Source organism: Pseudomonas sp. GW821-FHT07G06 (assembly GCF_058986625.1).
Genome location: NZ_JBYSVW010000007.1, coordinates 26,435 through 48,917, shown reverse-complemented (window position 1 = coordinate 48,917; position 22,483 = coordinate 26,435). Strand labels below are relative to the sequence as shown.

At 60.0% G+C, this 22,483-nt stretch carries 16 protein-coding genes and 1 pseudogene; 8 read left to right on the top strand and 9 right to left on the bottom strand.

What is annotated here, in order from left to right; all coding sequences use genetic code 11:
• Positions 1-56: 56 nt before the first annotated feature.
• The 4 genes from AC3WJW_RS13605 to AC3WJW_RS13590 form a co-directional block, all read right to left on the bottom strand.
• A complete protein-coding gene (locus tag AC3WJW_RS13605; protein ID WP_493726342.1) occupies positions 57-635 on the bottom strand; it encodes an eCIS core domain-containing protein in 579 nt (192 codons plus the stop codon).
• Positions 636-676: 41 nt separating this feature from the next.
• On the bottom strand, positions 677-1,108 hold the full coding sequence (locus AC3WJW_RS13600; RefSeq protein WP_493726341.1) for a GFA family protein: 432 nt from the start codon (positions 1,106-1,108) through the stop codon (positions 677-679).
• A 60-nt stretch (positions 1,109-1,168) separates the two neighbouring features.
• The gene (locus AC3WJW_RS13595) at positions 1,169-4,066 is read right to left on the bottom strand and encodes a sensor domain-containing phosphodiesterase (RefSeq protein ID WP_493726340.1); all 2,898 of its coding nucleotides are present in this window, start codon (positions 4,064-4,066) and stop codon (positions 1,169-1,171) included.
• 265 nt (positions 4,067-4,331) lie between these two features.
• Positions 4,332-5,297: a 3-ketosteroid-9-alpha-monooxygenase, oxygenase component gene (locus tag AC3WJW_RS13590; protein WP_493726339.1), complete on the bottom strand. Its 966-nt coding sequence runs from the start codon at positions 5,295-5,297 to the stop codon at positions 4,332-4,334.
• A gap of 599 nt (positions 5,298-5,896) precedes the next feature.
• On the opposite strand from AC3WJW_RS13590, the gene AC3WJW_RS13585 reads away from it, so the two are divergent.
• Positions 5,897-6,796, top strand: a complete 900-nt coding sequence (locus AC3WJW_RS13585; RefSeq protein WP_493726338.1) for a LysR family transcriptional regulator — start codon at positions 5,897-5,899, stop codon at positions 6,794-6,796.
• A gap of 24 nt (positions 6,797-6,820) precedes the next feature.
• Here the strand turns inward: AC3WJW_RS13585 and AC3WJW_RS13580 are convergent, their stop codons facing one another.
• On the bottom strand, positions 6,821-7,066 hold the full coding sequence (locus AC3WJW_RS13580) for a hypothetical protein (RefSeq protein WP_493726337.1): 246 nt from the start codon (positions 7,064-7,066) through the stop codon (positions 6,821-6,823).
• 328 nt (positions 7,067-7,394) lie between these two features.
• Here AC3WJW_RS13580 and AC3WJW_RS13575 point away from each other — a divergent pair, with 328 nt between their 5' ends.
• Positions 7,395-8,717, top strand: coding sequence for a DUF1329 domain-containing protein (locus AC3WJW_RS13575; RefSeq protein ID WP_493726336.1), 1,323 nt, complete (start codon positions 7,395-7,397; stop codon positions 8,715-8,717).
• Positions 8,718-8,770: 53 nt separating this feature from the next.
• Here AC3WJW_RS13575 and AC3WJW_RS13570 read toward each other — a convergent pair whose 3' ends face one another.
• On the bottom strand, positions 8,771-8,932 hold the full coding sequence (locus tag AC3WJW_RS13570; protein ID WP_007974875.1) for a DUF2986 domain-containing protein: 162 nt from the start codon (positions 8,930-8,932) through the stop codon (positions 8,771-8,773).
• A gap of 358 nt (positions 8,933-9,290) precedes the next feature.
• Here AC3WJW_RS13570 and AC3WJW_RS13565 point away from each other — a divergent pair, with 358 nt between their 5' ends.
• A complete protein-coding gene (locus tag AC3WJW_RS13565) occupies positions 9,291-12,611 on the top strand; it encodes an Ig-like domain-containing protein (RefSeq protein ID WP_493726335.1) in 3,321 nt (1,106 codons plus the stop codon).
• 73 nt (positions 12,612-12,684) lie between these two features.
• Here the strand turns inward: AC3WJW_RS13565 and AC3WJW_RS13560 are convergent, their stop codons facing one another.
• Entirely contained in the window at positions 12,685-13,251 is a 567-nt protein-coding gene (locus AC3WJW_RS13560) for a nucleotidyltransferase family protein (RefSeq protein ID WP_493726334.1), read from the bottom strand.
• A gap of 218 nt (positions 13,252-13,469) precedes the next feature.
• On the opposite strand from AC3WJW_RS13560, the gene AC3WJW_RS13555 reads away from it, so the two are divergent.
• The 4 genes and pseudogenes from AC3WJW_RS13555 (at position 13,470) to AC3WJW_RS13540 (ending at position 17,687) form a co-directional block, all read left to right on the top strand.
• On the top strand, positions 13,470-14,807 hold the full coding sequence (locus AC3WJW_RS13555) for an MFS transporter (protein ID WP_493726333.1): 1,338 nt from the start codon (positions 13,470-13,472) through the stop codon (positions 14,805-14,807).
• A 518-nt stretch (positions 14,808-15,325) separates the two neighbouring features.
• The gene (locus tag AC3WJW_RS13550; protein WP_493726332.1) at positions 15,326-15,862 is read left to right on the top strand and encodes a P-loop NTPase family protein; all 537 of its coding nucleotides are present in this window, start codon (positions 15,326-15,328) and stop codon (positions 15,860-15,862) included.
• 259 nt (positions 15,863-16,121) lie between these two features.
• Positions 16,122-16,400: pseudogene (locus AC3WJW_RS13545) on the top strand (PAS domain-containing protein); the annotation flags it as partial.
• A 255-nt stretch (positions 16,401-16,655) separates the two neighbouring features.
• Positions 16,656-17,687, top strand: coding sequence for a methyl-accepting chemotaxis protein (locus AC3WJW_RS13540; RefSeq protein WP_493726509.1), 1,032 nt, complete (start codon positions 16,656-16,658; stop codon positions 17,685-17,687).
• Positions 17,688-17,867: 180 nt separating this feature from the next.
• Here the strand turns inward: AC3WJW_RS13540 and AC3WJW_RS13535 are convergent, their stop codons facing one another.
• The gene (locus AC3WJW_RS13535; RefSeq protein WP_493726331.1) at positions 17,868-18,773 is read right to left on the bottom strand and encodes an amino acid ABC transporter substrate-binding protein; all 906 of its coding nucleotides are present in this window, start codon (positions 18,771-18,773) and stop codon (positions 17,868-17,870) included.
• A gap of 42 nt (positions 18,774-18,815) precedes the next feature.
• On the bottom strand, positions 18,816-20,162 hold the full coding sequence (gene potE, locus AC3WJW_RS13530) for a putrescine-ornithine antiporter (RefSeq protein ID WP_493726330.1): 1,347 nt from the start codon (positions 20,160-20,162) through the stop codon (positions 18,816-18,818).
• A 710-nt stretch (positions 20,163-20,872) separates the two neighbouring features.
• Between potE and pdxR the strand changes: the two genes are divergently transcribed.
• Entirely contained in the window at positions 20,873-22,381 is a 1,509-nt protein-coding gene (pdxR, locus tag AC3WJW_RS13525; protein ID WP_493726329.1) for a MocR-like pyridoxine biosynthesis transcription factor PdxR, read from the top strand.
• The last annotated feature ends 102 nt before the right edge of the window (positions 22,382-22,483 follow it).

Here is a 22,483-nt window from a genome sequence, read left to right as displayed (position 1 = left end):
ATTTCCCGGTGATAAAACTTATCGTCTGCGCCAACCGGGGCTGATTCGGGACGGCTTCAGTCAGCCCCTTTGCGCACCGCCCGCCTGACCTCGGCCTGTATGGCATAAGCCGGTGCCTCCACGGCATTGAAGTCATGGGTATAGCGCTGGGCAAATCCCTGCACACCCCATTCCTGATATTGCTGCACATGTTTGAGTTCGTGAGCCCAGAGCGCGACGTCCTGTTCTGCGGCTTGGGCGTCGCGGAAGAGAATGATGTCGATCAGTGTCACGGCACCGACATCGGGGTTTTGCAACATGGCTGTGGCGGCGCTGAATTGGCCGTTGTCGCTGATCTTGTAGCGCGCGGCATCGAGGACGCCGGGGACGTACCAGGGCAGCAGTTGCTCACGGATGTGCGCAGGAATGGGTTGGGTACCGGCAATGGCTGCTTCATCGCGGGCCTGGGTCAGCCACAGCGCCAGGGCCGGCGTCGCGATCTGGTAAACGTCTTCGGGCACCACGTCCGGCAGGCAGATGCAGCCGTCCAGGCACACCTGTCTCTCGCCAGCCGGGCAGTCGCTGGTCTGGGCCGGCACTTCAAGCGCCAGGCAAAGAACAAACAGCGCCACCAGGGGTGTGATGATGGGCGGCATTCGGCACTCCGGGCAGCGGACAGTGGTGAACCGATTCCGGGTCAGGCATTGACCTGGAGTTCATGCAGAAGAAAACCCAATGATTCCGGGGCTGCGCAATGACTTTTTTCCGAGCGTTGTTCATCCCAGGGCATCGCGTCATCGGTGCAGAAATCTCCAATGCATTCCATGCTCAGCTCGGCGTCGAGCAGTCCGAGCGGAATCCAGAAATAAGGTGTTTCGCGAAGAACATTAGGCACGGTCGAGCCACATCGCGAGCAAAAGTCATTTCTGTACCCGCTGGATTTGCGCCAACCGGTGATCGCCTCTTGCCCATCTTCCCATCGAAAGTCGCGAGCATTGACCAGTGTGGCGAGATTATGGCCGACCCCGGTTTGCTTGCGGCACAGCGTGCAATGACAGCGATAGAAAAATCGTGGCTCTACCGCCAGGGAAAAGCGTACAGCCCCGCAAAGACATTGCCCTGATGCCATGAGTCCCTCCTTGAAAAATGTTCATCCGTATTGGCTTGCGCCATGATATCCGCTTGATCCCTAGCGACCGAGCAGTCCACTCGCCAACAGCGCTTTCAACGCCATCGGCTTGGCAAAGTGATAACCCTGGGCCTGCCCTGCGCCCATTTCACGCAGCAGCTCCAGTGTCGCTTTATCCTCGACACCTTCGGCCACCACACTCAGGTCCAGCGACTCGGCCATCCGCACGATTGCCCGGACAATCGCGCGACTGCGCGAACTGGTGGTCAGTTCGAGGATGAACGACTTGTCGATTTTCAAACCGCTGAAACGGTACTGATGCACATAGCTCAGGGAAGAAAAGCCTGCGCCGAAGTCATCGAGCACCACCGACATGCCGTTGTCGGCCAGTTGCTGCATGGTCTGTCGGGCAATCGCCGGCTCGGCGACCAGCGCCCCTTCGGTCAGTTCCAGGCAGATCCGCGACGGCGATACCCCGTGCTGCGCCAACAGTTCCAGCACCTCACTGGCGAAGTCGGGGCGCGTCATGCTGTAGCTGGAACAGTTGACGTGCACCGCAGGCCAATTGGCGTGCTCGGGCTGCGCGAGGATCGCGGCAATGCTGGTCAGCATGTACAGGTCCAGTCGACCGATCAGGCGCAAGCCTTCGACATCCGGCAGGAACTCGCCCGGCGCGATCACCCGGCCGCCCGGCTGATGCCAACGGATCAGCGCTTCCAGGGCCAGCAGCTCGCCGGTTTCGACGCTGACGATCGGCTGGAAATACGGCAGCAGTTCGTCAGTACGCTTGAGCGCGTTGCGCAAGGCCCCTTCCCGCTCGACCTGGTCCGAGACTTCACGGCGCACTTCCTGGTTGAATACCGCGTAGCTGTCGCGCCCGGCACTCTTGACCCGGTACATCGCCGCATCGGCATCGCGCAGCAAGTCGGCGGGCTCGTGATGGAACTGACTGTCGGCGCTGACGATACCGATGCTGCAGGACGAAAATACCTCATAGCCGTTGATGAAAAACGGCAGGTCGAACGCCACCAGGATCCGTTCGGCGATCTCGATCATCACGTCCAGCGGGGCCTCGGGCGCCAGTACCGAAAACTCATCGCCCCCCAGGCGTGCCAGCATGTCGGTCTCGCGCAGACAACCGCGCAAACGCTGGGCCGCCTGCATCAACAGCAGGTCGCCAAAGTGGTGGCCGAGGCTGTCGTTGACCATCTTGAAGCGGTCCAGATCGATGAACATCACCGCCAGGTGCCCGCCTTCGCGGCCGAACCGCGACCAGGCCAGATTGAGGCGCTGTTGCAGGTAGGTGCGATTGGGTAGCCCGGTCAGTGCATCGTGGGCGTTTTCGTGCTGCAACTTGGCGTTGGCGTGATCGAGTTCGCGGGTGCGGCTCTGCACCCTGGCTTCGAGCTGGAGGTTGGCGGCATGGATCGCTTCAGCGGCGGTGCGTCGCGACAGCGCCGTGTCGATGTGCCGCGACACGAATGTCAGCAGTTCCTGGTCACGCTGGGTATAGCGCACCTGTGAGGTATAGCTTTGCACCGCCAGCACGCCGCGCACCGCGTCGTCTTCGAACAAGGGAATGCCCAGCCAGGAGTAAGAGCGTACAGACTCATGGGCAAGTTCGATTTCACCCTGCGCGGACAAGCGTTCGGCCTCGGCGACGTCAATCAGGCAAGGTCGGCGCTGACGGATCACATATTCGGTCAGGCCCCTGCGCCCTCGCCGTGCCGGCGGGCAGGTCGTCTGCCGCTCATCCACGTAATAGGGAAAGGTCACTTCGCCGGTGGCGTCGTCGAACAGCGCAATATAGAAGTTCTGCGCGAACAGCAGATCACCGACAATGCCATGCAGGGTCTTGAACAGCTCGGCCATGTCACCGGGCTGGCTGGACAGTTCGGCAATCTGGAACAGCGCGCTCTGCAGATGTTCGGCGCGTTCCCGCTCTGCCACTTCCTGGCGCAATGCATCGTTGAGTTCGGACAGTTCCAGGGTGCGACGCATCACCGTTTCTTCCAGGTCCTCCCGGTGCAGAATGCGGTCCAGCGCCATGGCCACGTGACGGGCGACCACCAGAAACAACGCGCGGTCTTCAGCGCTGTAGACACGCGAAACGTCGTAGACCTGCATCGCCAGCATGCCAAACACGTCATCCGAGGCATTTTTCAACGGTGCGCCCATCCAGAACTCGGGACGATCACCCACGCAGTGGAAACGGTTTTGTGCCTGGGCCGCGAGAATGCCGGCGGAATCGATCAGCAATGGCTGGCCACTGGTCAACACCTGCCCGGTCAACGACAGGCGCGATGGGTCAAGGTATTCATAGTTTTCCGATTCCAGGGCATCGACGTCGATGATGTCGACGTAATACGGGTAATCGATCTTGCCAGTGTGCGGGTTATACAGCGCGAGATAGAAGTTCTCGGCGTCGATCAGACTGGCCAGCAGCCGGTGAACCCCCACCAGGAACACTGAACGGTCACGGGTCGAACTGGCCAGATAGGTAATTTCATACAGCACACGCTGGGTGATCTGCGCACGGGCCAGGGTATTGGTCTGTAGCTCGATGCCCAGGCGCCGGGCAAAGTCCGCAAACGCGGGTTCAGTAGCTTGATTGACGGGTGCGAGCAGCCAACCCAGCTCACTTTCGCCTCTGCCGGTCGGCCAACGATGCAGGTTCGACGTCAGGCAAAAAGCTTCAAACGCCTCATTGGCAATGCTCGAAGGCCATTGCGCCCGCGGGTCGCCTTGCCCGACCCAATGCATTTGTTCGCCGGCGCGGTAGAACACCCAGCCAGTGCTGTGGGCCCAGTTGCGCGCTGAGTCCAGCACGTGTTCGATCGAGTCGTCGTTGCCAGCGTAAGCCATGCCGACCGTATCCGGATTCACGGTGGGCTGGAGTGCGGCCACTTCGCAATGGCTCGAATGCCGCCGGGAGTCGGTCAATGTACGAAAACTCATCAGGGCTCCCTGAACCAAAAACTGCCGAAACGCACTGACTGATTGCTAGCAATATGCCATCTATCATCTTATTTATAGCTTATAGCGTTTTTTTCAATGGTTTGTTCACTTTAGTGCCAGGTATGAGACGGGCTGCAAATTATTCGCTGCGTATTGCCCGGGCCAGCGTCTCTACGGTGATGCGTTCCATCAACCGGCCCAGACAAAGAAACGCCACTCTAGCGAGTGGCGTTCCTGTAGTGCTGTCTCTGGAGGGGACTATTGATCAGGCAATGTTGGCCTGAGGTGGCGCATCAACAAAAAACTGTCGATACCACTTTCTCAATTCGAACAGCTGACCGTCCGCCTGGCACAACAGCGGAGACTCGCGATACACCTTGTTCTCCCAGATTTCGACGTCCTCGTAGAACGCCTTATGGGCAAACCCGGCGTATTCCTCGGCAATGGCGTCAATATCCGCAATCGCATGATCATGGCGCAGCTTCAATCCGTAGCAAAGGTCCAGACTCTCGTGATCGACCGGCGTATGGAAGTTGACCTGACGGCTTTCGTGGGTACCCTGCATTTCAACGTGCATGACGCCGGGTCCGAAGTAGGTGGCCACCGTCTCCAGTTGACTGCCCAGTGTGGGGTGCTGGCCGATCAAGGAGATCTGCCGCGCGATGTGCCTGTCGTACTCAACGGTGATCTTATCGATGGGCGACTGGTGAACGATGGCAAAGTGCGGGGTATCCACCAGGTTTTCTATGATTTCCTTGCCCTGGGTCTTGATCCTCCAGCGCTTGAAGTACCAACGCGTCCAGCCCTCCTCCCCGCTCATTTCGGCTGACCGCGGAACCTCCCATTCGGGCTCGCCACCTTCAGGATCGAACCAGAGATGAATCATCTGGTTGAGTTCGCGTACGTGGTGCCATTTCAGAGCGCCTTCCTTCGCCTTGGGTGGAATACGCTCCGAGTACGGTATGGCGGTGCACTTTCCCTCTTGATCGAACTGCCATCCATGGAAGGGGCAGCGAATAGTATTTCCTACGCAACTGCCGCCGCCAAGGTGAGCGCCAAGGTGAGGGCAATGCGCATCGAGTATCGCCACTTCCTGGTTTTCACCCCGAAAAGCCACGTAATCCCGATTGAAGTACTTGAACGATTTTATTTCCCCTGCGGCCAGCTCACTTGAAAAGAACACACCAAACCATCCCTTGGGGAATCGTTCAGAAAAAAAGTCTTTTTTCACGGTTGTATCTCCAGGCTTTTATTGTTTTTTTGCGCGTCACCCTAAGCGTCAGAACCAGACAGCAACACCTCTCTTTCGCAAGAAACAAATACTCCAGCGCCCTCATTTTCATTTCGAAGTTCATCATGAAGCGATCGATTAATGGGTGCGTTACCAGTCAACATTATTCATTCGAGCTTAGCCCCGATCCAAAACAATGCCGACCACATACATAGTGATCAGGCAACTTCGAGATTATCCGTGCGAAGTAAACCATCTTCCCTCTTCTATTGAAGTTAACTTTCAGGGCCAACTGCCTACAGATGAATGTGAAGAAAACTAGTAGTGCAAGAGCTCTGTGTAAAGGCTCAAATTTGCACGCAGCAGTGCTTTTTCGCACTCTACAGCCAAGTTGCCTTAATCGAGGCGTACACCGTACACGCCATGAGGCCGCCTTGAGTTCCGGGTTTACCAGATGGTTGATCGCTGCAACTCTACGTGCTTTTATGCACAGCCCGCCCCTCAACTCGGTACTGATCCAGCACAAGTACAACCAATGTTTGAGGGGAATAACCGGATTGCACGATCCAACGCCATTAGAACAAAAAGGAACATCGAGAATGCTGGACTGGGACGATCTACGTTATTTCCTCGCCGCCGTTGAAGCGGGTTCCTATTTGGGCGGCGCAAAAGCGTTGGGGGTTAATCGAACAACTGTAGGCCGTCGTGTCGAAGCACTGGAAAAACGCATCGGCAGTCCACTCTTCAAACAATCGGCGTCCGGATATCATCCAACTGAAGTAGGCATCAAAGTCTTGAAGTGTGCTAAGCAACTCGAAAAGCATGTCGCGCAGTTGTCAACCACACTCGTCAAACAACAAGGCGCACTGGAGGGGCATGTTCGCGTTGCCGTCGCAGCGGAACTGGGCAGCGACCTGCTCCCCGACATCATGCGTTTTCAACAGACCCATGCCGAAGTGACCGTTGAAGTCTCAAGCGTACGCGACCCGGGAATCGCTCTGACCCAACGCAAAGCCGACATCGCCCTGGGCGTTTTGAGGGCAAGGCCTGAGTATTTGACAGGGCTTTGCCTGGGTAGATTGTCACTCGCGGTTTATGGCGCCGCGAGTCCCCCTCGCCCCCGTGTGGACCCGGAGCACTCAACCTGGGTTGGGTGGTCTGAAGACATGAACGGCTGCATGCTGGCAAGCTGGATGACCCGCCATCTCAAGGAGGACGCCCGCACCGGTAGCTGGGTAGACTCCTGGGCCGCGCTCAAGGCGGCCACTCAAGCGGGTCAAAATGTCGCGCTGATGTGGCAGGCCTTTGCCGAGTCCGACCCCGGGCTTGTTCAGCTTCCAGGATTCATGACGGGGACAGGGCAAGGATCGGATCTCTGGCTTCTGTCACTCGAAGCGATTCCGCTGGATGCCTGCAAGAAAGAGATGTTCGATTTTCTGTTCTCCAGCCTCAGGCACAAGCTCTGCGGCGGGCCAGGTTTCACCGCAGCTCCCCAGTAGCTCCCTGCATTTCAATGCGACCTGTCAGTCGTCATTGTCATCGCGATCACGGTAGCGACGGTGATCGCGATCATAGTCGCTTCGATCATAGCCACGACGATCATCGTCACGGTCATAACCTCGATCATCGTCCCCTCTCCAGTCGCCACCACGTCGATGGTCATGATCGTGATATCGCCCGTACCGTTCTCCGTCATCCCAATGCGGGCCGCAGCCTCCCAACATCACGGCGCTGGAAATGGCCAAGATCAAGATTACTGCACGATTCATGAAAACGTCCTGAATGTCGGAATTATGGAAGGGTCACGGCTGCTCGAAACGTTCATCCGGGCAGTGCTCAGACAGGCTTATGACCATTCTGTAACTCAATGATTCCGTTGGGGATTACAAACAAGTGACGGTCACTCTCAGCGACCACGCCATCAAGACCGACCGGGCCTGTCATCAAAAGCCAAGGAGCTGTCGTCGAATGAAAAGCGCCCCTGACACGAGGGTTATCTAATGGCAGTACTGAAAAGGTCTCTGGCGACGAGTCGACGTAAGCGACGTTGCGCCTGAGTCACGAGTTGCCTGGAACACCAGGCAGGAGAACAACAATATGAAATTCGTGAAAACTCTTCTGGCTGCCGTCCCCCTCATGGCGCTGGCCATCGATGCCCACGCCTATGTATCGAGCCAGGAAGCCGCCCGACTGGGCAGCAGCCTGACGTGGGTGGGCGCCGAAAAGGCCGGTAATGCCGATGGCTCCATTCCGCCCTACAACGGTGGCCTGACCACTGCCCCGCCCGGCTACAAGTCCGGCGACAGCATGCGCCCGGACCCCTTTGCGGGTGAAAAACCGCTGCTGGTGATCAACGGCAAGAACGTCGATTCGTACAAAGGCATGCTCACCGCCACCACCGTGGCATTGGCCAGGCGCTACCCCGACTTTCGCATCGACGTGTACCCGACCCACCGCACGGCATCGCTGCCCCAGGCGGTACTGGACAACAGCCGCCGCAATGCCACCAATGCCAGGTCCCTCAACGGCGGGATCGCCATCGACAATGTGATGCCCGGGGTGCCGTTCCCGATCCCGCAATCGGGTGCCGAGGCGATGTGGAACTTCCTGCTGCGCTACCAGGGCGTCAACATCCACTCCAAGTACGACTCCTGGACGGTCGACACGGCCGGCGTACCGAGCCTGGCAGTCACCGGCGAGGCATTCGTCTCCTTCCCGATCTACGAGAACATGTCCAAGCCGTTCAACAGCTCGGACATTTATTATCAGTTGAAATTGTCCTATACCGGGCCTGCGCGCCGAGCCGGCGAGTCGATCATGCTCAAGAACGCCACCAATCCAACGGAATTTCCCGGTCGCGCCTGGCAGTACATGCCGGCCCAGCGCCGGGTCAAGCAGATTTCGATCCTGGCCTACGACACCCCCAACCCCGGTACTGCCCGTGCGCTCGAGCTGTATGACTGGACGCTGGTCGGCAAGCAAGAAATGATCGTGCCCTACAACACCTACAAGCTCACCTACGCTCGCAACGCCAAATCCCTGACCACGCCCGATTTCATTGCCCCGGATTTCGTTCGCTGGGAAAAACACCGGGTCTACGTCGTGGAGGGCAACCTCAAGCCCGGTGCCAAGCACATCTACCAGAAGCGCCGCTTTTACCTGGATGAAGACACCTGGGCCGCAGTGGCCTCCGATCAGTACGACACCCGTGGCCAGCTGTATCGTGGCTCCTTCGCGTTCTTCAGCCAGAGCTATGACCAGCAAGTCCCGGATGCCACGCCCTTCATGACGTACGACCTGTCCAAAGGCACCTATAACATCAATGGCGTGGTGGGCCCTCATGGCGGCATCCGCTACATCGAGCCGCTATCGACGGCGCAGTGGGTGCCAGAGTCCATGGCGGGCGCCGGTATTCGCTGAGTTCGTGGTGGCAGAGCCCCCTTATTGGAAAAAGGGGGCGTGAGCTGCGCGGATCAGCTCTCGCTGGCAACAACCGGGTCTTGAGCCGCTTCGGCGGCCAGCTTCAATCGGTCAGCCTTGCTGATGTACTTATCCTTGCTTTTCGGTGCCAGTTTGGCACTGGCCTTTTTGGCGTTAGCCTTTAACAACTGATTTATTTTCTTGCGACGATTCATGCTGTTCTGCTCAACCGGTATTTCTTGAATGATATCAGCTTAAACATTCAGGCCGGGCTGCCATATCCCCCATAACTGGGGTCCTTCACCCACCCTTCCGGGTAATCACCACCATATTGGAGGAATATCCCCCGCTTCTGTCGCCTATGCCCCAGTCAACAACCTGTTCATTTACCTGGTTTTTTTCTTTACCCGGGTGATGGCTCATTAGTTGCACGCCCCCCACTTGTGCCCACAACAGCAGTCGTCCCGGACATGGAGACGACGGGACATCAGCCGAGGGGTAAACAAAATGAAAAGCGCGACACCACCATGCAACTCCTTCGACCGGCTGCGTAAATCAAGCCTGCCTTGTGCGATGCTCCTTTCCCTGGCCACGGCAGACGCCGCGCCACTGGATGATTTCGGCCCGCCACCACCGACGGACCCCTCGGCGTTTACCAACCCGCCGGCAGACCCCCAGGCCGCGCTGGATGCCATAGTGGCCATGCCACCCACCAATCAGGGTGCCTTCGCCCTGCCCAATGGCGTTATTGGCACCCGCACCACGCCAACGACCGACAACGTGCTGCCGCCAAACCTGCAGACATCCTTCAAGATCCCCACCAACGGCAAGCCCAGCCCGTTGTTCGGGGCGCAGCCCTACACTCAGCAACTGCTGTTGTTCGAAGAATTCGGCACGGAAAAACTCGACCCGACACTGCCACCACCGCCCCTGACCTTCCCGCCTCCGATTGTCGGCCCGGCGCCCACCCAGGACCCGAACAGCATCGCCCGCAGCGGCCCTTCGGCTGCGGCGCTCGAAGCCTTCATGCGCCAGCCCGGGCTGTACCCGTTTCCGTCGCAGTATTCCAACGTGCTGGACCGTAACCCGTGGAAAGCGCAGGTAGAAGCCTTCCTCAACCGCCATCCGGTCGGCTCGCCGGCCGAAGGTCGTCCGCCAGGAAAAGGCTGGTCGCACCAGCGCTGGAACGAGTTCTACCCACAGGTCGCCTTCAAGACCGCCCAAGCGGGCGCCAAGCTCAACGGCGGCATGCGCGACCGTCGGCAATTGCACAACTACGCCGTCGGTGAGTTCGGGCCGGGCGGGCTCTACAACCAGACCTCGGACAACCCGATCATCGCGGGCACCACAAAAGGCATCGACACGCGTTTCCACCCCAACATGCCGATTCAGAACCACAAGGCGCTCTGGACCTTCGACGGCACCTTTCCGCCAAAACTGTTGATGGTGCGCTACGGCCAGGGCGTGCTGATGCGGCACTACAACGCCCTGCCGATCGACCCGGCGGCCAACATGGGTTTTGGCCTGCACACCCTCAGCACCCACGAACACAACGGCCACAACCCGGCCGAAAGCGACGGCTATGCCAATGCGTTTTTCTTTCCGGGGCAGTACTTCGACTATCGCTGGCCGATCCAGTTGGCCGGTTACGACAGCATCAACACCAGTGCTCAGGATCCGCGCGCGGCGTTCCCCTGCGCCCCGGGCGAAACCCTGTATGTCAACGATGCCACGCCGGGCCTGAAGACCTGCAACAACGGCAGCATCAAGATCCGTGGCGACTGGCGCGAAACCATGAGCACCCACTGGTTCCACGACCACATGCTCGATTTCACCGCGCAGAACGTCTACAAGGGCAGCGCGTCGATGATGAACTACTACAGCGCCATGGACCGCGGTAACGAAGCCTTGGAAGACGGCGTCAACCTGCGCCTGCCCAGCGGTTCGGCATTGCCCTGGGGCAACCGCGACTATGACGTCAACCTGATGCTGGCCGACAAGGCCTGGGATACCAATGGCCAGCTATGGTTCAACCCGTTCAACACCGACGGCTTCCTCGGTGATCAGATGCTGGTCAACTGGCAGTACCAACCACGCCTGAACGTGCGGGCGCGCAGCTATCGCTTCCGCATCCTCAATGGCTCGGTGTCACGCTTCTTCAGGATCGCGCTGGTGCGTGAAGTCGTCGGTACCGGTGGCGAATTCCCCGGCCCGACAGGCTCCGGCCTGTCCTATACCCGCGTGCCGTTCCACTTGATCGCCAATGACGGCAACCTCATGGAGCACGCCGTGCCGTTCGACGGCAGCATGGACCTGGACGCCGACGGCGATGTGCAGGACCACAACGCCATCCTGCCCGCCCAGGGCATTGCCGAGCGCTTCGACATCATCGTCAACTTCTCGAAATACGGGATCAGGACCGGCGACAAGCTGTACTTCGTCAACCTGATGGAGCACCACGACGGCAAGGGTCCGGAGAGTATTCCGCTGAGCCTGGCCGATGTCCTGTCCGGCAAGTACAAGGCCGTGCTCAAGCTCAGTAGTAACGGCTTGCGATGGGAGGATGGGGACCCGGTGGTGGGCAAGTTCATGCAGATGGTGGTCCAGCCATATTCCGGCCAGGACGTGAGCATGAACCCCGCCGACTACGAACCCGCCAAGCCGGGCAAGCCGGTGGGTAAAAGCATGATCCCGCTGACCCTTAACCGCGATGATCCGGTGGTGCAGGCCAAGCTCAAGGCTGCGCGCCATCGCGAGTTCATCTTCGGTCGCTCCGACGGCACCGACGAAGAACCCTGGACGATCAAGACCGATGGTGGTTTCGGCTACCAAATGGATCCTCGGATCATCAGCGCCGCGCCGCAACTGGCCACGGGTCCGACCCCTGCCGGGTTCTCCGGCGATGGCACCCTGGAAGTGTGGAAAATCAGGAACGGCGGCAACGGCTGGAGCCACCCGGTGCACGTGCATTTCGAAGAAGGCATCGTCCTCAACCGCGACGGCAAGGCGCCGCCGGAATGGGAAAAATGGGCGCGCAAAGACGTCTACCTCATCGGCCAAGGCATCGACAGTTCGGTGGACGTTGACATTGCGATCCGCTTCCGCGAGTTCGCCGGGACCTACCTGGAGCACTGCCACAACACCCAGCACGAGGACACGTCCATGCTGATGCGTTGGGATGTCGAGCACCCCGGCCAGTTCCAGTTGATGCCAACGCCACTGCCTGGCTGGGACGGCGTCACCTACGTCAATTCCGCCGCGCTGCCGACTTTCCGCACTGGCGATGAACGTGTCGAGGACCCCGACAACCAAAAACCGATCGCCAACCCCGACAGTGCCATCAGCAACACCGGCCAACCGGTGACCATCAACGTGCTGGCCAACGACACCGACCCTGACGGTAACGTGCCGCTTAAAGTGGTGGGGCTGGAGCAACCGGACTCCGGCAAGGGCTCGGTCAGCACCGACGGTCTGCGTGTGATCTACACACCACCGGCCACGATCCCCGCGCCGTTCACCGCGACCTTTACCTATAGGGCCAGCGATGCCAAGAACGCGGAGTCGGCACCGGCGACGGTGTCCGTGGCGGTCTCGGCAGGGGTCGTCGAGAACCTGATCGTCACCAGCGCCACCGTCACCGCCCGCAGCAGCAGCCGCTGGTATTGGGTGCTGTCCGGCACCACCTCGCGTGGCCCGGGCAATACCATCACGGCGACTGCCACGACCACGACCGGCACGGTGAACCTTGGCACCGCCACCCTGACCACAACGCCTACAGGCGCGCGCTGGAATATAGCGGTGACAACCGTCGGCAGTGGCCCGGCGGCTGCCCCGACGGCGACCATCAAGTCGGCGTTCGGCAAAACCGTGACGGTGCCGGTCGTGAAGAACTGAGTTTCAACCTGGCTTTAGCGACGAGGGCCTCAATGGATCTGAGGCCCGAATCGGTCAGTTCGGTTGGTCCCGTTCAACTTTGTGGCGCGATGATCCTGAGCCATGGCCAGCGAGCCTGATAACTTCTGGCCTTCTGATCGAACAAGTCCGGCCTGGGATTGCCTGGATTGATTCGAAGCAGCCCGTGCTCTGTGTCGGCCAGGCCGTTGGGGGCATAGACCTCGCCGGTGGCGACATCCCAACCTATGCAGGTACCGGCAACCAGATAGCGATCGACCCCGTCCCTGGCCGACTGAAGCCTGGGATAATCCCCGCCGAACCGCTGGCTGTACCACAGGTGAACGCGAGCCTGATTCTTGACCTCAACGTTCACGTCGAGGTCGTTGAACAGCTGCCGGGCTGACTGGATGACCTCATTCTCTGCCTCCCAGGACAGATCATCATCGAAGTAAAAGACGTCGTAGTCCTTCACTCCCCATTCTGGCGGTCGCTGCGACTGATGATTCCAGACGGCCTGGAACAGGCAACCGGCCGTGAGCATGCATTGGTTCAAGCCGAGCTCGGGCAAGCGTGTGTAAATTTCTGCGTTCACCGGATTGGTCATTGCGATCCTGACCAGGCTTTCGGCAGTCAATGTCATCTTCATCCCTTCCCTATCGATCTGATCCTGGCGACCGACAATACCCCCGGTGCTTTACAAGTTCACGAAAAACACTGCCCGTTCCCTTATCCGGCCAATCAGGTGTCATTCAGCGTTATCTCGTCGGTACTGACTACGTGGATGACACTTTTGAAGTGAGCCGCCGCCGTGCCTGCCCCGATAATCGATAGCTTACTGACGAACTGTCGAGGTCAAGCATGACGAGCGCAAATACGGAACAAGTCAGCCCGCAAACACTGAGAAGAGTGATTGTCGCCGCCGGCATCGGCAACTTTGTCGAGTGGTTCGACTTCGCCGTCTATGGCTTTCTGGCCACCACCATCGCCCAGCAATTTTTCCCCAGCGGCGATGCCAGTGCCGCGCTGCTCAAGACCTTCGCCGTGTTCGCCGTGGCCTTCGCGTTTCGGCCCCTTGGCGGGATTTTCTTCGGCATGCTGGGCGACCGGATCGGCCGCAAGCGAACCCTGGCCATGACCATTCTGCTGATGGCAGGTGCGACGACCCTGATCGGTCTGCTGCCCACTTATGCGGCGATCGGGGTCACGGCGCCGATTCTGCTGTCGCTGATCCGTTGCGCCCAGGGCTTTTCCGCCGGGGGCGAATACGCGGGTGCCTGTGCCTACCTGATGGAGCATGCACCGAGTGACAAACGCGCCTGGTACGGCAGCTTCATCCCGGTGTCGACATTTTCCGCCTTCGCCGCGGCCGCCGTGGTGGCCTACGCGCTCGAGGCGTCATTGTCGGCCGAAGCCATGGGCAGTTGGGGTTGGCGCCTGCCGTTCCTGATTGCTGCGCCGCTGGGCCTGGTGGGGCTTTACTTGCGCTGGAAGCTCGACGAGACGCCGGCATTCCAGGCGGTGAGCCAGGAACATGCGGTCGCCCACTCGCCGCTCAAGGACACTTTGCGCAACCATGGGGCGGCGATCTGTTGTCTGGGTGCCTTCGTGTCACTCACAGCACTGTCGTTTTATATGTTCACCACCTATTTCGCGACTTACCTGCAGGTCGCCGGAGGCCTGAGTCGCGCCACTGCGTTGCTGGTGTCACTGATTGCATTGCTGTTCGCCGCGGCGATCTGCCCGCTGGCCGGACTGTATTCGGATCGGGTCGGGCGTCGCATGACGGTGATGACGGCCTGCGCGCTGTTGATCGTTGTCGTGTATCCCTCATTCCTGATGGCCAGCTCCGGCTCGTTCGCAGCGTCCGTCGTCGGCGTCATGCTCCTGGCGATTGGCGCGGTGTTGTGTGGCGTGGTGACGGCGGCCTTGCTCTCGGAAACCTTCCCGACCCGCACTCGATACACCGCCTCGGCGATTACCTACAACATGGCATACACCCTGTTCGGCGGCACTGCGCCGCTGGTGGCGACGTGGCTGATCAGCACCACCGGCAGCAACCTGTCGCCGGCGTTCTATCTGATCGCGATCGCACTGCTCGCGCTGGCGGGTGGACTGGCATTGCCGGAGACCTCGAGGATTTCCCTGCATGACGTGGCGGCGCAGGAGAAAGCCGAAGGCGTGGGTGCATCCGCCTGACACACGAAACGGGCCGGCAGGTGTCATCAGCGAGGTTTCCCTCAGCGGCCTTTGACTGGCGAGCAAAACCCTGCACAATCGCCGGCTGTTTTTGAGGCTTTCACTGGTTTGGAGGCCGCTTCGATTTCGACTCAGACGCGGCCTCATGTAGGAGCTGGCGCAGCCTGCGATCTTTTGGCGGTTTCGGAATGGCTTGAGATCAAAGGATCGCAGCCTGCGGCAGCTCCTACAGGCACATCCGATACCTTGGAGCCGGCTTGCCTGCGATGGTCGTAAACGATTACGCGTGTGAACTGGATGAGCGCGGCGCTCTTGAGTCCATCGCCAGCAAGCTGGCTCCTACAGTAGTTTCAGCGTAGGCATGGCCCCTTGTGGGAGCTGGCTTGCCAGCGATGGTCGTTAACGATAACGCGGGTGATCTGAATGAACGCGGCGCGCTTGAGTCCATCGCCAGCAGGCTGGCTCCTACAGTTCCCCGGGAATGCTTAAAGAATCTTTTTTTCGACAGGACGTCACTCGTGCAACGGATTGTTATTCTGGGCAATGCCGGCAGCGGCAAATCCACCCTCGCCCGCGCCCTCGGCAAGCATCTGGGGCTGCCCGTTGTGCACCTCGATACCTTGTTCTGGGAGCCCGGCTGGATCGAACCCGACGCTGAGCAGTTCCGCGCGCGGGTTAGCGCAGCGGTCGCAGCGGACACCTGGATTTGTGAAGGCAACTATGCCCGGCGCACCTTCGACCTTCGCCTGCCCCGGGCCGACCTGATCATCTGGCTCGATACGCCGCGCCTCACCTGCTTCGCCCGGGTGATCCTGCGCAGCGTCATGAACCGTCCTCGCCCTGACCTTGCAGCCGGCTGCGCAGAGAAGCTCGACCGGGCGTTCCTGACGTTCCTTGAGTTCGTGTGGAATTTCGATCGAGGCTACCGCCCGGGTATCGAAGCGGTGCGCCTGGCCATCGGCCCGCGGATTCCCGTGGTGCATTTGCGCAATCGCCGGCAGATTGCCGCCTTTCTCCATGGCTTGCCCGCCATGTCTGAAACCTGCCTTGAATAGAGAGGCGACGACATCCGTCACCGGAGGCCATGCCTCGCGCCCCAACCCCGACTCGATTCGACGTCACCCATGATTCCATAGCGACATCGTGGGCTTGTCATGAAATGAAAAGAAATTGTCGTCGAATGAATCTCCGTCAGCCTCCCCCCTCCATAAATTCCTCTTCGGGCCCGCGCGCGTTGAATCCCGCGATCTGACGGCGGGCCCGTTCTGGTTTACAGGCTCAACATCATAATAATAATCCGAGGGGCCGCATCGTATGCGCGTGAATTTACCCGTAACCGAACATGAAAGAGTATTTCCCGCCGAACAACGATTGATCTCCACGACCGATCTCGATAGCCGGATCACCTACTGCAATGAGGCCTTTGTTGCCATCAGCGGTTTCACCTACGACGAATTGGTGGGCCAGCCCCATAACCTGGTTCGACACCCCGACATGCCTCCCGGGGTGTTCATTCACATGTGGCACACCATCAAGCAAGGCAAACCCTGGATGGGCATTGTGAAAAACCGCGCGAAAAATGGTGATTTTTATTGGGTCAGTGCCTACGTCACGCCCATCCATGAAAACGGGCGCCTGAGTGGTTACGAGTCGGTCCGTTCGCTGCCCAGCCGCGACCAGGTTCGTCGGGCAGCAGCACTCTATGCACGGATGCGGGCCGGCAAGCCCATCGTTTCCCTGAGCACGCGGATTTCCCGGCCGCTGCAACACGGCTGGCCGTTGCTGATCACTGGCGCAGTTTCATTGCTCGCCGAGCAGTGGCTGCCCAACTCGGCGGCACAGGGACTGATGGTGGCGAGCCTGTGCCTTGCCTGGTACCTGATCGATTCCCGGCATCGCAGGGCCATCGAGCGTACCCTGGCCGAGCATCCGAAAGCCTTTTCCGATCCATTGGTCGCGCTCACCTACAGCGACAACCATGGTCCCCAGGGGCGCCTGGACATGGCCATGGTCAGTGAGGAAGCGCGCTTGCAGACCGCCCTGAGCCGACTCGTCGATGCCGGGGTCAATGTCAAGGCCAAGGCCGCGCAGTCATCCGAACTCTCCGGTTCGCAGGCGCAGTCGCTGGATCGTCAGCGCAGTGAAACCGATCAGTCAGCCGCCGCCATCTCGCAGATGGCCGCCACCATCCAGGAAGTCACCCAGAACGTCATCAGCACCGCGCATGCCGCATCGGAGGCTGACCAGTTGACGCGTGAGGGCAGTGAGCTGGCCCGGCAAAGCCTGAGCGCCATGGAGACCATGCATGAGGCGGTCAACGAGATCGGCAAGGCGGTCAACGCATTGGCCAGTGAAACGCAATCGATCGGCAGTGTCGTGGATGTCATCACGTCCATTGCTGAACAGACCAACCTGCTGGCGCTCAATGCGGCGATCGAGGCGGCCCGGGCCGGTGAGCAAGGTCGCGGTTTTGCCGTGGTTGCCGATGAAGTGCGCTCCCTGGCACAACGCACTCGCACCTCCACCGAACAGATTCACGGCATCATTGCGTCTCTGTACGACGGTGCCGATCGCGCCGTATCAACGGCCAGCCGTGGCGAGCAGATTTCCCGCGAAAGCATGCAGCGTGTCGAGGCGGTGCAGTCGGCGCTGGTCGGTATCAGTCAGGCCGTCACCCGGATTACCGGGATGAGCCAGCAGATGGCCTCGGCGTCTGAAGAGCAAAGTCATGTGGCTGAAGACATCAATCAGCAGATCACGCGTATTGCCCAGCTCTGTGATCACAGCGCCGGGCAGGCCAAACAAGGTGCCGCGATCAGCCAGGATCTTGAAGTCATGGCCGACTACCTGCACAGCCTGGCCGAACGTTTCAACCGATAGTAGCGACAGGGCGATTCCTGCTTCGCCAAGGTCCTCGCCCATTGATGCGGCTCCGAACCAATGGCATCACCTGTGGCGAGGGAGCTTGCTCCCGCTGGACTGCGCAGCAGTCCCTCTTTTTGGGGGCGCTACGCACCCCAGCGGGACGGTGCGGCGATCCGACAAGCTCCCTCGCCACAGCTACGGCAACGCATACACCCTGAACAGTCTCTTCACGGTAAGGTTGCTCCCACCCAGATACTGGTCGTAGGCCTTTTCCACAAAACCCGAGTAATAGGCTTCACTCAGGGCCGTATCGACCAGCAGGCGGAAGTCTTCGTCGTTGCGATCGACCATCATCGCCACCGGCGAGTACTCGAAGATGCGGTCCAGGATCATCAGGTTCTGCGCCGCACCTCCCTTGGCGATTTCGTTGCGCAGCAGCATGCGTTCGGAGAAGAAGGCATCGGCCTTGCCCTCGGCGACCAGCTTGACGCCCTCGTCATTGTTGGCCACGGTCACCAACGAGGCGATCACGTTGAGCAGGCGCATGCGCTCGCGAATCCAGTCTTCGGTCACCCCGCCCTCGAGGGTCGCGTAAGTCTGGTTGGCCAGGCCATTGTTGATGCTGGCACGCCAGGTCGGACCGCTATTGGCGACCTTGCCATTGAGCACATTGAGCAAGGGTTCGGCCGCATCGTTGCGCACCACGACCGAGAGGCCGGCGGTGTAGACCGGGATGGAGTAGCTGATCATCTTGCGCCGTTCCAGAGTAGGCGCGGTCGGCGTGCAGAGGATGTCCACCTTGCCCTGGCTGACAGCACTGACCTGGTCCGCAACCGTGACCGGCAGGTAGTGCACTTGCAGGTCGGGCAGGCCCAGTTCGCTCTTGAGCTTGTCGGCGACTTTCAGGCACAGGTCGATGGCATAACCGCTGGCCTTGTCGCCGTCCTGCTTGCTGAAGGGCGCCAGGTCCGGCAAGTAACCCAGGTTAAAGGTGTGGCTGCTGCGCACGCGTTCAAGGGTGTTGGCGCCGGCCATCAGTGGCAGCGTCAAGAGTGCGAAGGCAAGCAGCAGTCTGGTGGTTGTGGCAAATGGTACGTTCATGTCCGGTTTCCCCGTATGCAGATGTCTGTGCAGTCCTGATGGCTACGCCTGAGGGTTTGCAGGCCTGGCCTGGCTGGCCGCTGGCACTTCGGTGAAGCGCTTGGCGAGGAATCCGTAGAGCAGGTAGCCGACAGCGAGCACCAGGGTGCCGCCCATCACCGCGTCCTTGCCGCAGGCATACAGGGCGTACAGGGAGTACGTGACGGCAATCAGCAAGACCACCACGTTACGCGTGCGAATCGCTGATGAGACCCCGGCCTTGTGCATGATCACCAGCAGGCCGGTCAGCGCAGTGATATAGGGAATCAGATTGGTGACCGCGGCCAGGCTCACCAGCTTGCTGAACTGCGCGGCGGCGTCGGGGGAGATGGTCGACAGGGCCATCAGGGTTTGCAGTACACCGCAGACGATCATGCCGACGACGGGCGCATTCATCGAGTTGACCTTGCTGAACAGCTTGAGGAACAGGTTCTGGTCAGCCGTCATCTTCGCCGTTTGCGCCAGGGTGAATTGCCAGCCCAACAGCGAGCCGACGCAGGCCATGACCGCCAGGGCCATGACGATATTGCCCACCATCGGACTGAATATCGTGGCATAGACCAGCGCAAAGGGCGCCGAGGACTTGGCCAGTTCGGCGTTGGGAATGATGCCCTGGATGACGGTGGTCGACAGCACATAGACCACGGCGGCACCGAGGGTGCCGAACAGGCAGGCCAGTGGCACATTGCGCTTGGGGTTTTCCACGGCATCGGTGGCCTGGGCCGCCGACTCCATGCCCAGGAAGGCCCACAGGGTCAGGGGGATGGCTTTGCTGATGGCCTCGGAAATCGGCAGGCTGTTGGGGTTCCAGGCGGCGGCCAGCACATCGGGCTTGAACCAGAACCAGCCGATGATGCTCAGGCCCGCCACCGGAATGATCACGCCCCACACCGTGAACGCGCCGATCTTGCCAGTGATACCAGGGCCACCGAAGTTGGCGAAAGTAGTCAGCCAGATCAGCGAGATCGTGCCGATGCACAGTGGAATGGCACCCGTGCCCAGCCAGGGCACGAAGGCGGTCATGTAGCCCACCGCCGAAATGGCCACGGCCACGTTGGCGATGGCCAGGGACAGGAAGTACAGGTACGAGCAGAGGAAAAAACCCGACTTCGAATGGGCCTCTTCGGTATAGGCGGACAAACCGCCGGAACGCGAACAGAAGACTCCGCATTGGGCAAAGCAGTAAGCGATGGCCATCGAGCCGATCGCGGTGAAGATCCATGACAGCAGCGAGACGGCACCCAGTTGAGCCATGTTGGTGGGCAACATGATGATGCCCGAACCCATCATGTTGACCGTTACCAGCGTCGTGAGCCCCATCAGGCCCATTTTCTTGCTTGAATCAGCCATCGCAAACTCCTTGCCTTGTTCAGAGTTTTGAACCTGGGCCTGGCGACGTGCAGCACGCGGCCGGACAGGGGCTAATGCTTGATCAGACCTTGGGCCTGTAAACGCACCGCATCGCTGGCAGCGATGTTCAAAGCGTTCATCACCAGAGTTTCTCGGTCTGCCCGACGTTGAAGTTCCTGGGATGAATATCTGGGGAGGCATCATGTCCCGGGGCCAGGAGCGATTGCCCTATTGGGTATAGTTCAAATTTACAATCTGTTACTTCCTGCTGATTTTTTCCTGGGCCTTTTGGGCATGGCGCATGGCGCATGGCGGTCAGACGCCCTTCTTTTCCTTGAATGCCCCCATAGGTTGCATCCAACCTATGGGGGGGCACCCAACCTGGCTCACGGTGAGAAGGCTCCGGCGGAAGAATTGGCGAGACCTTTTTATTTGAGCATATCGACCTGTAGGAGCTGCCGTAGGCTCGGGCCGCGTTCGGACGATCTTTTGATGTTGATTTTTGATTTGTGAAGATCAAAAGATCGCAGCCTTCGGCAGCTCCTACAGGGGGTCGGGGCAAGGTTTGAACGCTTGCCTGCGAAAACTCGTCCATGATTCTCAAGTGACGCCGGGGTGGATGACTTATCCAGCGCCCCTCGCTACCCTTTCGCACCCGGGTGCCTGACAGCGATTCAGGCCAGACCACATTCCATCCAGACGAACGAATAATGAAATCCTCCGCAGGTTTGCTGTTGTCGGGTATCGAACTGGACCGTGCCAGTTCCATCCCCTTGTACCGCCAACTCTACTTGCAGATTCGCAAACAGATTCTAAGTGGCAGGATTCAGGGCGGCGTGCGCCTGCCGTCCACCCGGACCCTGAGCAAGGAACTGCAGCTGTCGCGAATCAGCATTCTCAATGCGTTCGATCAGCTGATTGCCGAAGGTTTCCTGACGTCGCGGACCGGGGCCGGGACTTACGTCGGCCATGAATGGGAAGGCCGCGGTATTGAAGACGATGAGCACAAGCGCCAGCCGCCTCGCCTGTCCGACCTGAGCCAGTCGATGCTGTCGCTGCGCAGCGATCATTTTCGCGGTGTTTCCTATGCTGACTGGGCGACCGGCAGCCCGACCTCGTTCCTGCCCAGTCACAGCGCCTACGATGCGTTCCCGCAATCGGTCTGGAAGCGCCTGTTGAACCGCCACCTGCACAAGCCGACCAAGGCCATGCTCGGCTATGGCGAACTGCAGGGGTTGCTGGCCCTGCGCGAGGCGATTGCCGAGTACGTCTTCGATGCCCGCGGCATTGATTGCAGTGCCGAGCAGGTGGTCATCGTGTCCGGCGCCCAGCAAGCCTTCAACTTGCTGGGCATGCTGTTGCTCAATCCGCAGGACAGCTTCTGGATGGAAGATCCGGGGCATATCGCGGCGCGCATTGCGCTCCAGGCCCAGGGTGGCCAGGTCGTGCCGTTGCGTATCGACGAACAGGGGATCGATGTCCGGCAAGGCCTGACGTTGTGTCCTGACGCCCGCCTGGTGTTTACCACGCCTTCTCGCCAGCATCCCCTGGGCGTCACCATGAGTTATGGGCGCCGCCAGGAACTCATCGACTGGGCCGCGCAGAATCAAAGCTGGATCATCGAGGACGATTGCGACAGTGAGTTTCGCTACAACGGCCGCCCGCTGCCAGCACTCTATGCCATGGACCAGTGGGCCCGGGTCATCTACGCCGGGACCTTCAGCAAGGTGCTCTTCCCCTCGCTGCGACTGGGGTACGTGATACTGCCGAACGCCCTGGTCGAACCCTTCTGCACCCTGCGGGCGGTCATGGATCGCAGCCCGCCCACCCTGCTTCAGGCCGCCACGGCGGACTTCATGCGCGAAGGCCACTTCCTCGGCCATATTCGCCGGATGCGCGCCCTGTATCAGGCTCGCCAGCAGGCACTGGTCGAACAGCTGCAGAAACAGCTGGGGACTTTCTTCAGGATCACCCCGGTGGAAGCCGGCATGCACCTGATCGCCTGGTTACCCGCGCATCTCGATGACGACGCCCTGGCCAGGGAACTCGGCCAACATGGTATTCACACCTATCCCCTGAGTGACTATTGCCTGGAGCACGTCTTGCCGCCGGCGCTGCTGATCGGCTTTGCCAGCACCCCCGAGGACCAGGCCCAGGCGCGGGTCGAAGCGCTGGCCCAGGCCCTGGACACAATGGGCCACCTGCAAGCGGCCACTTGACGCCGGGCAAGTGGTCTTATGATTTAACTGATAATGGATCTATCGAGAGTTCCTGACTGGCGCGATAAAGGCTGCGCCGGTAGACCCGGTGTCTGAACCAGG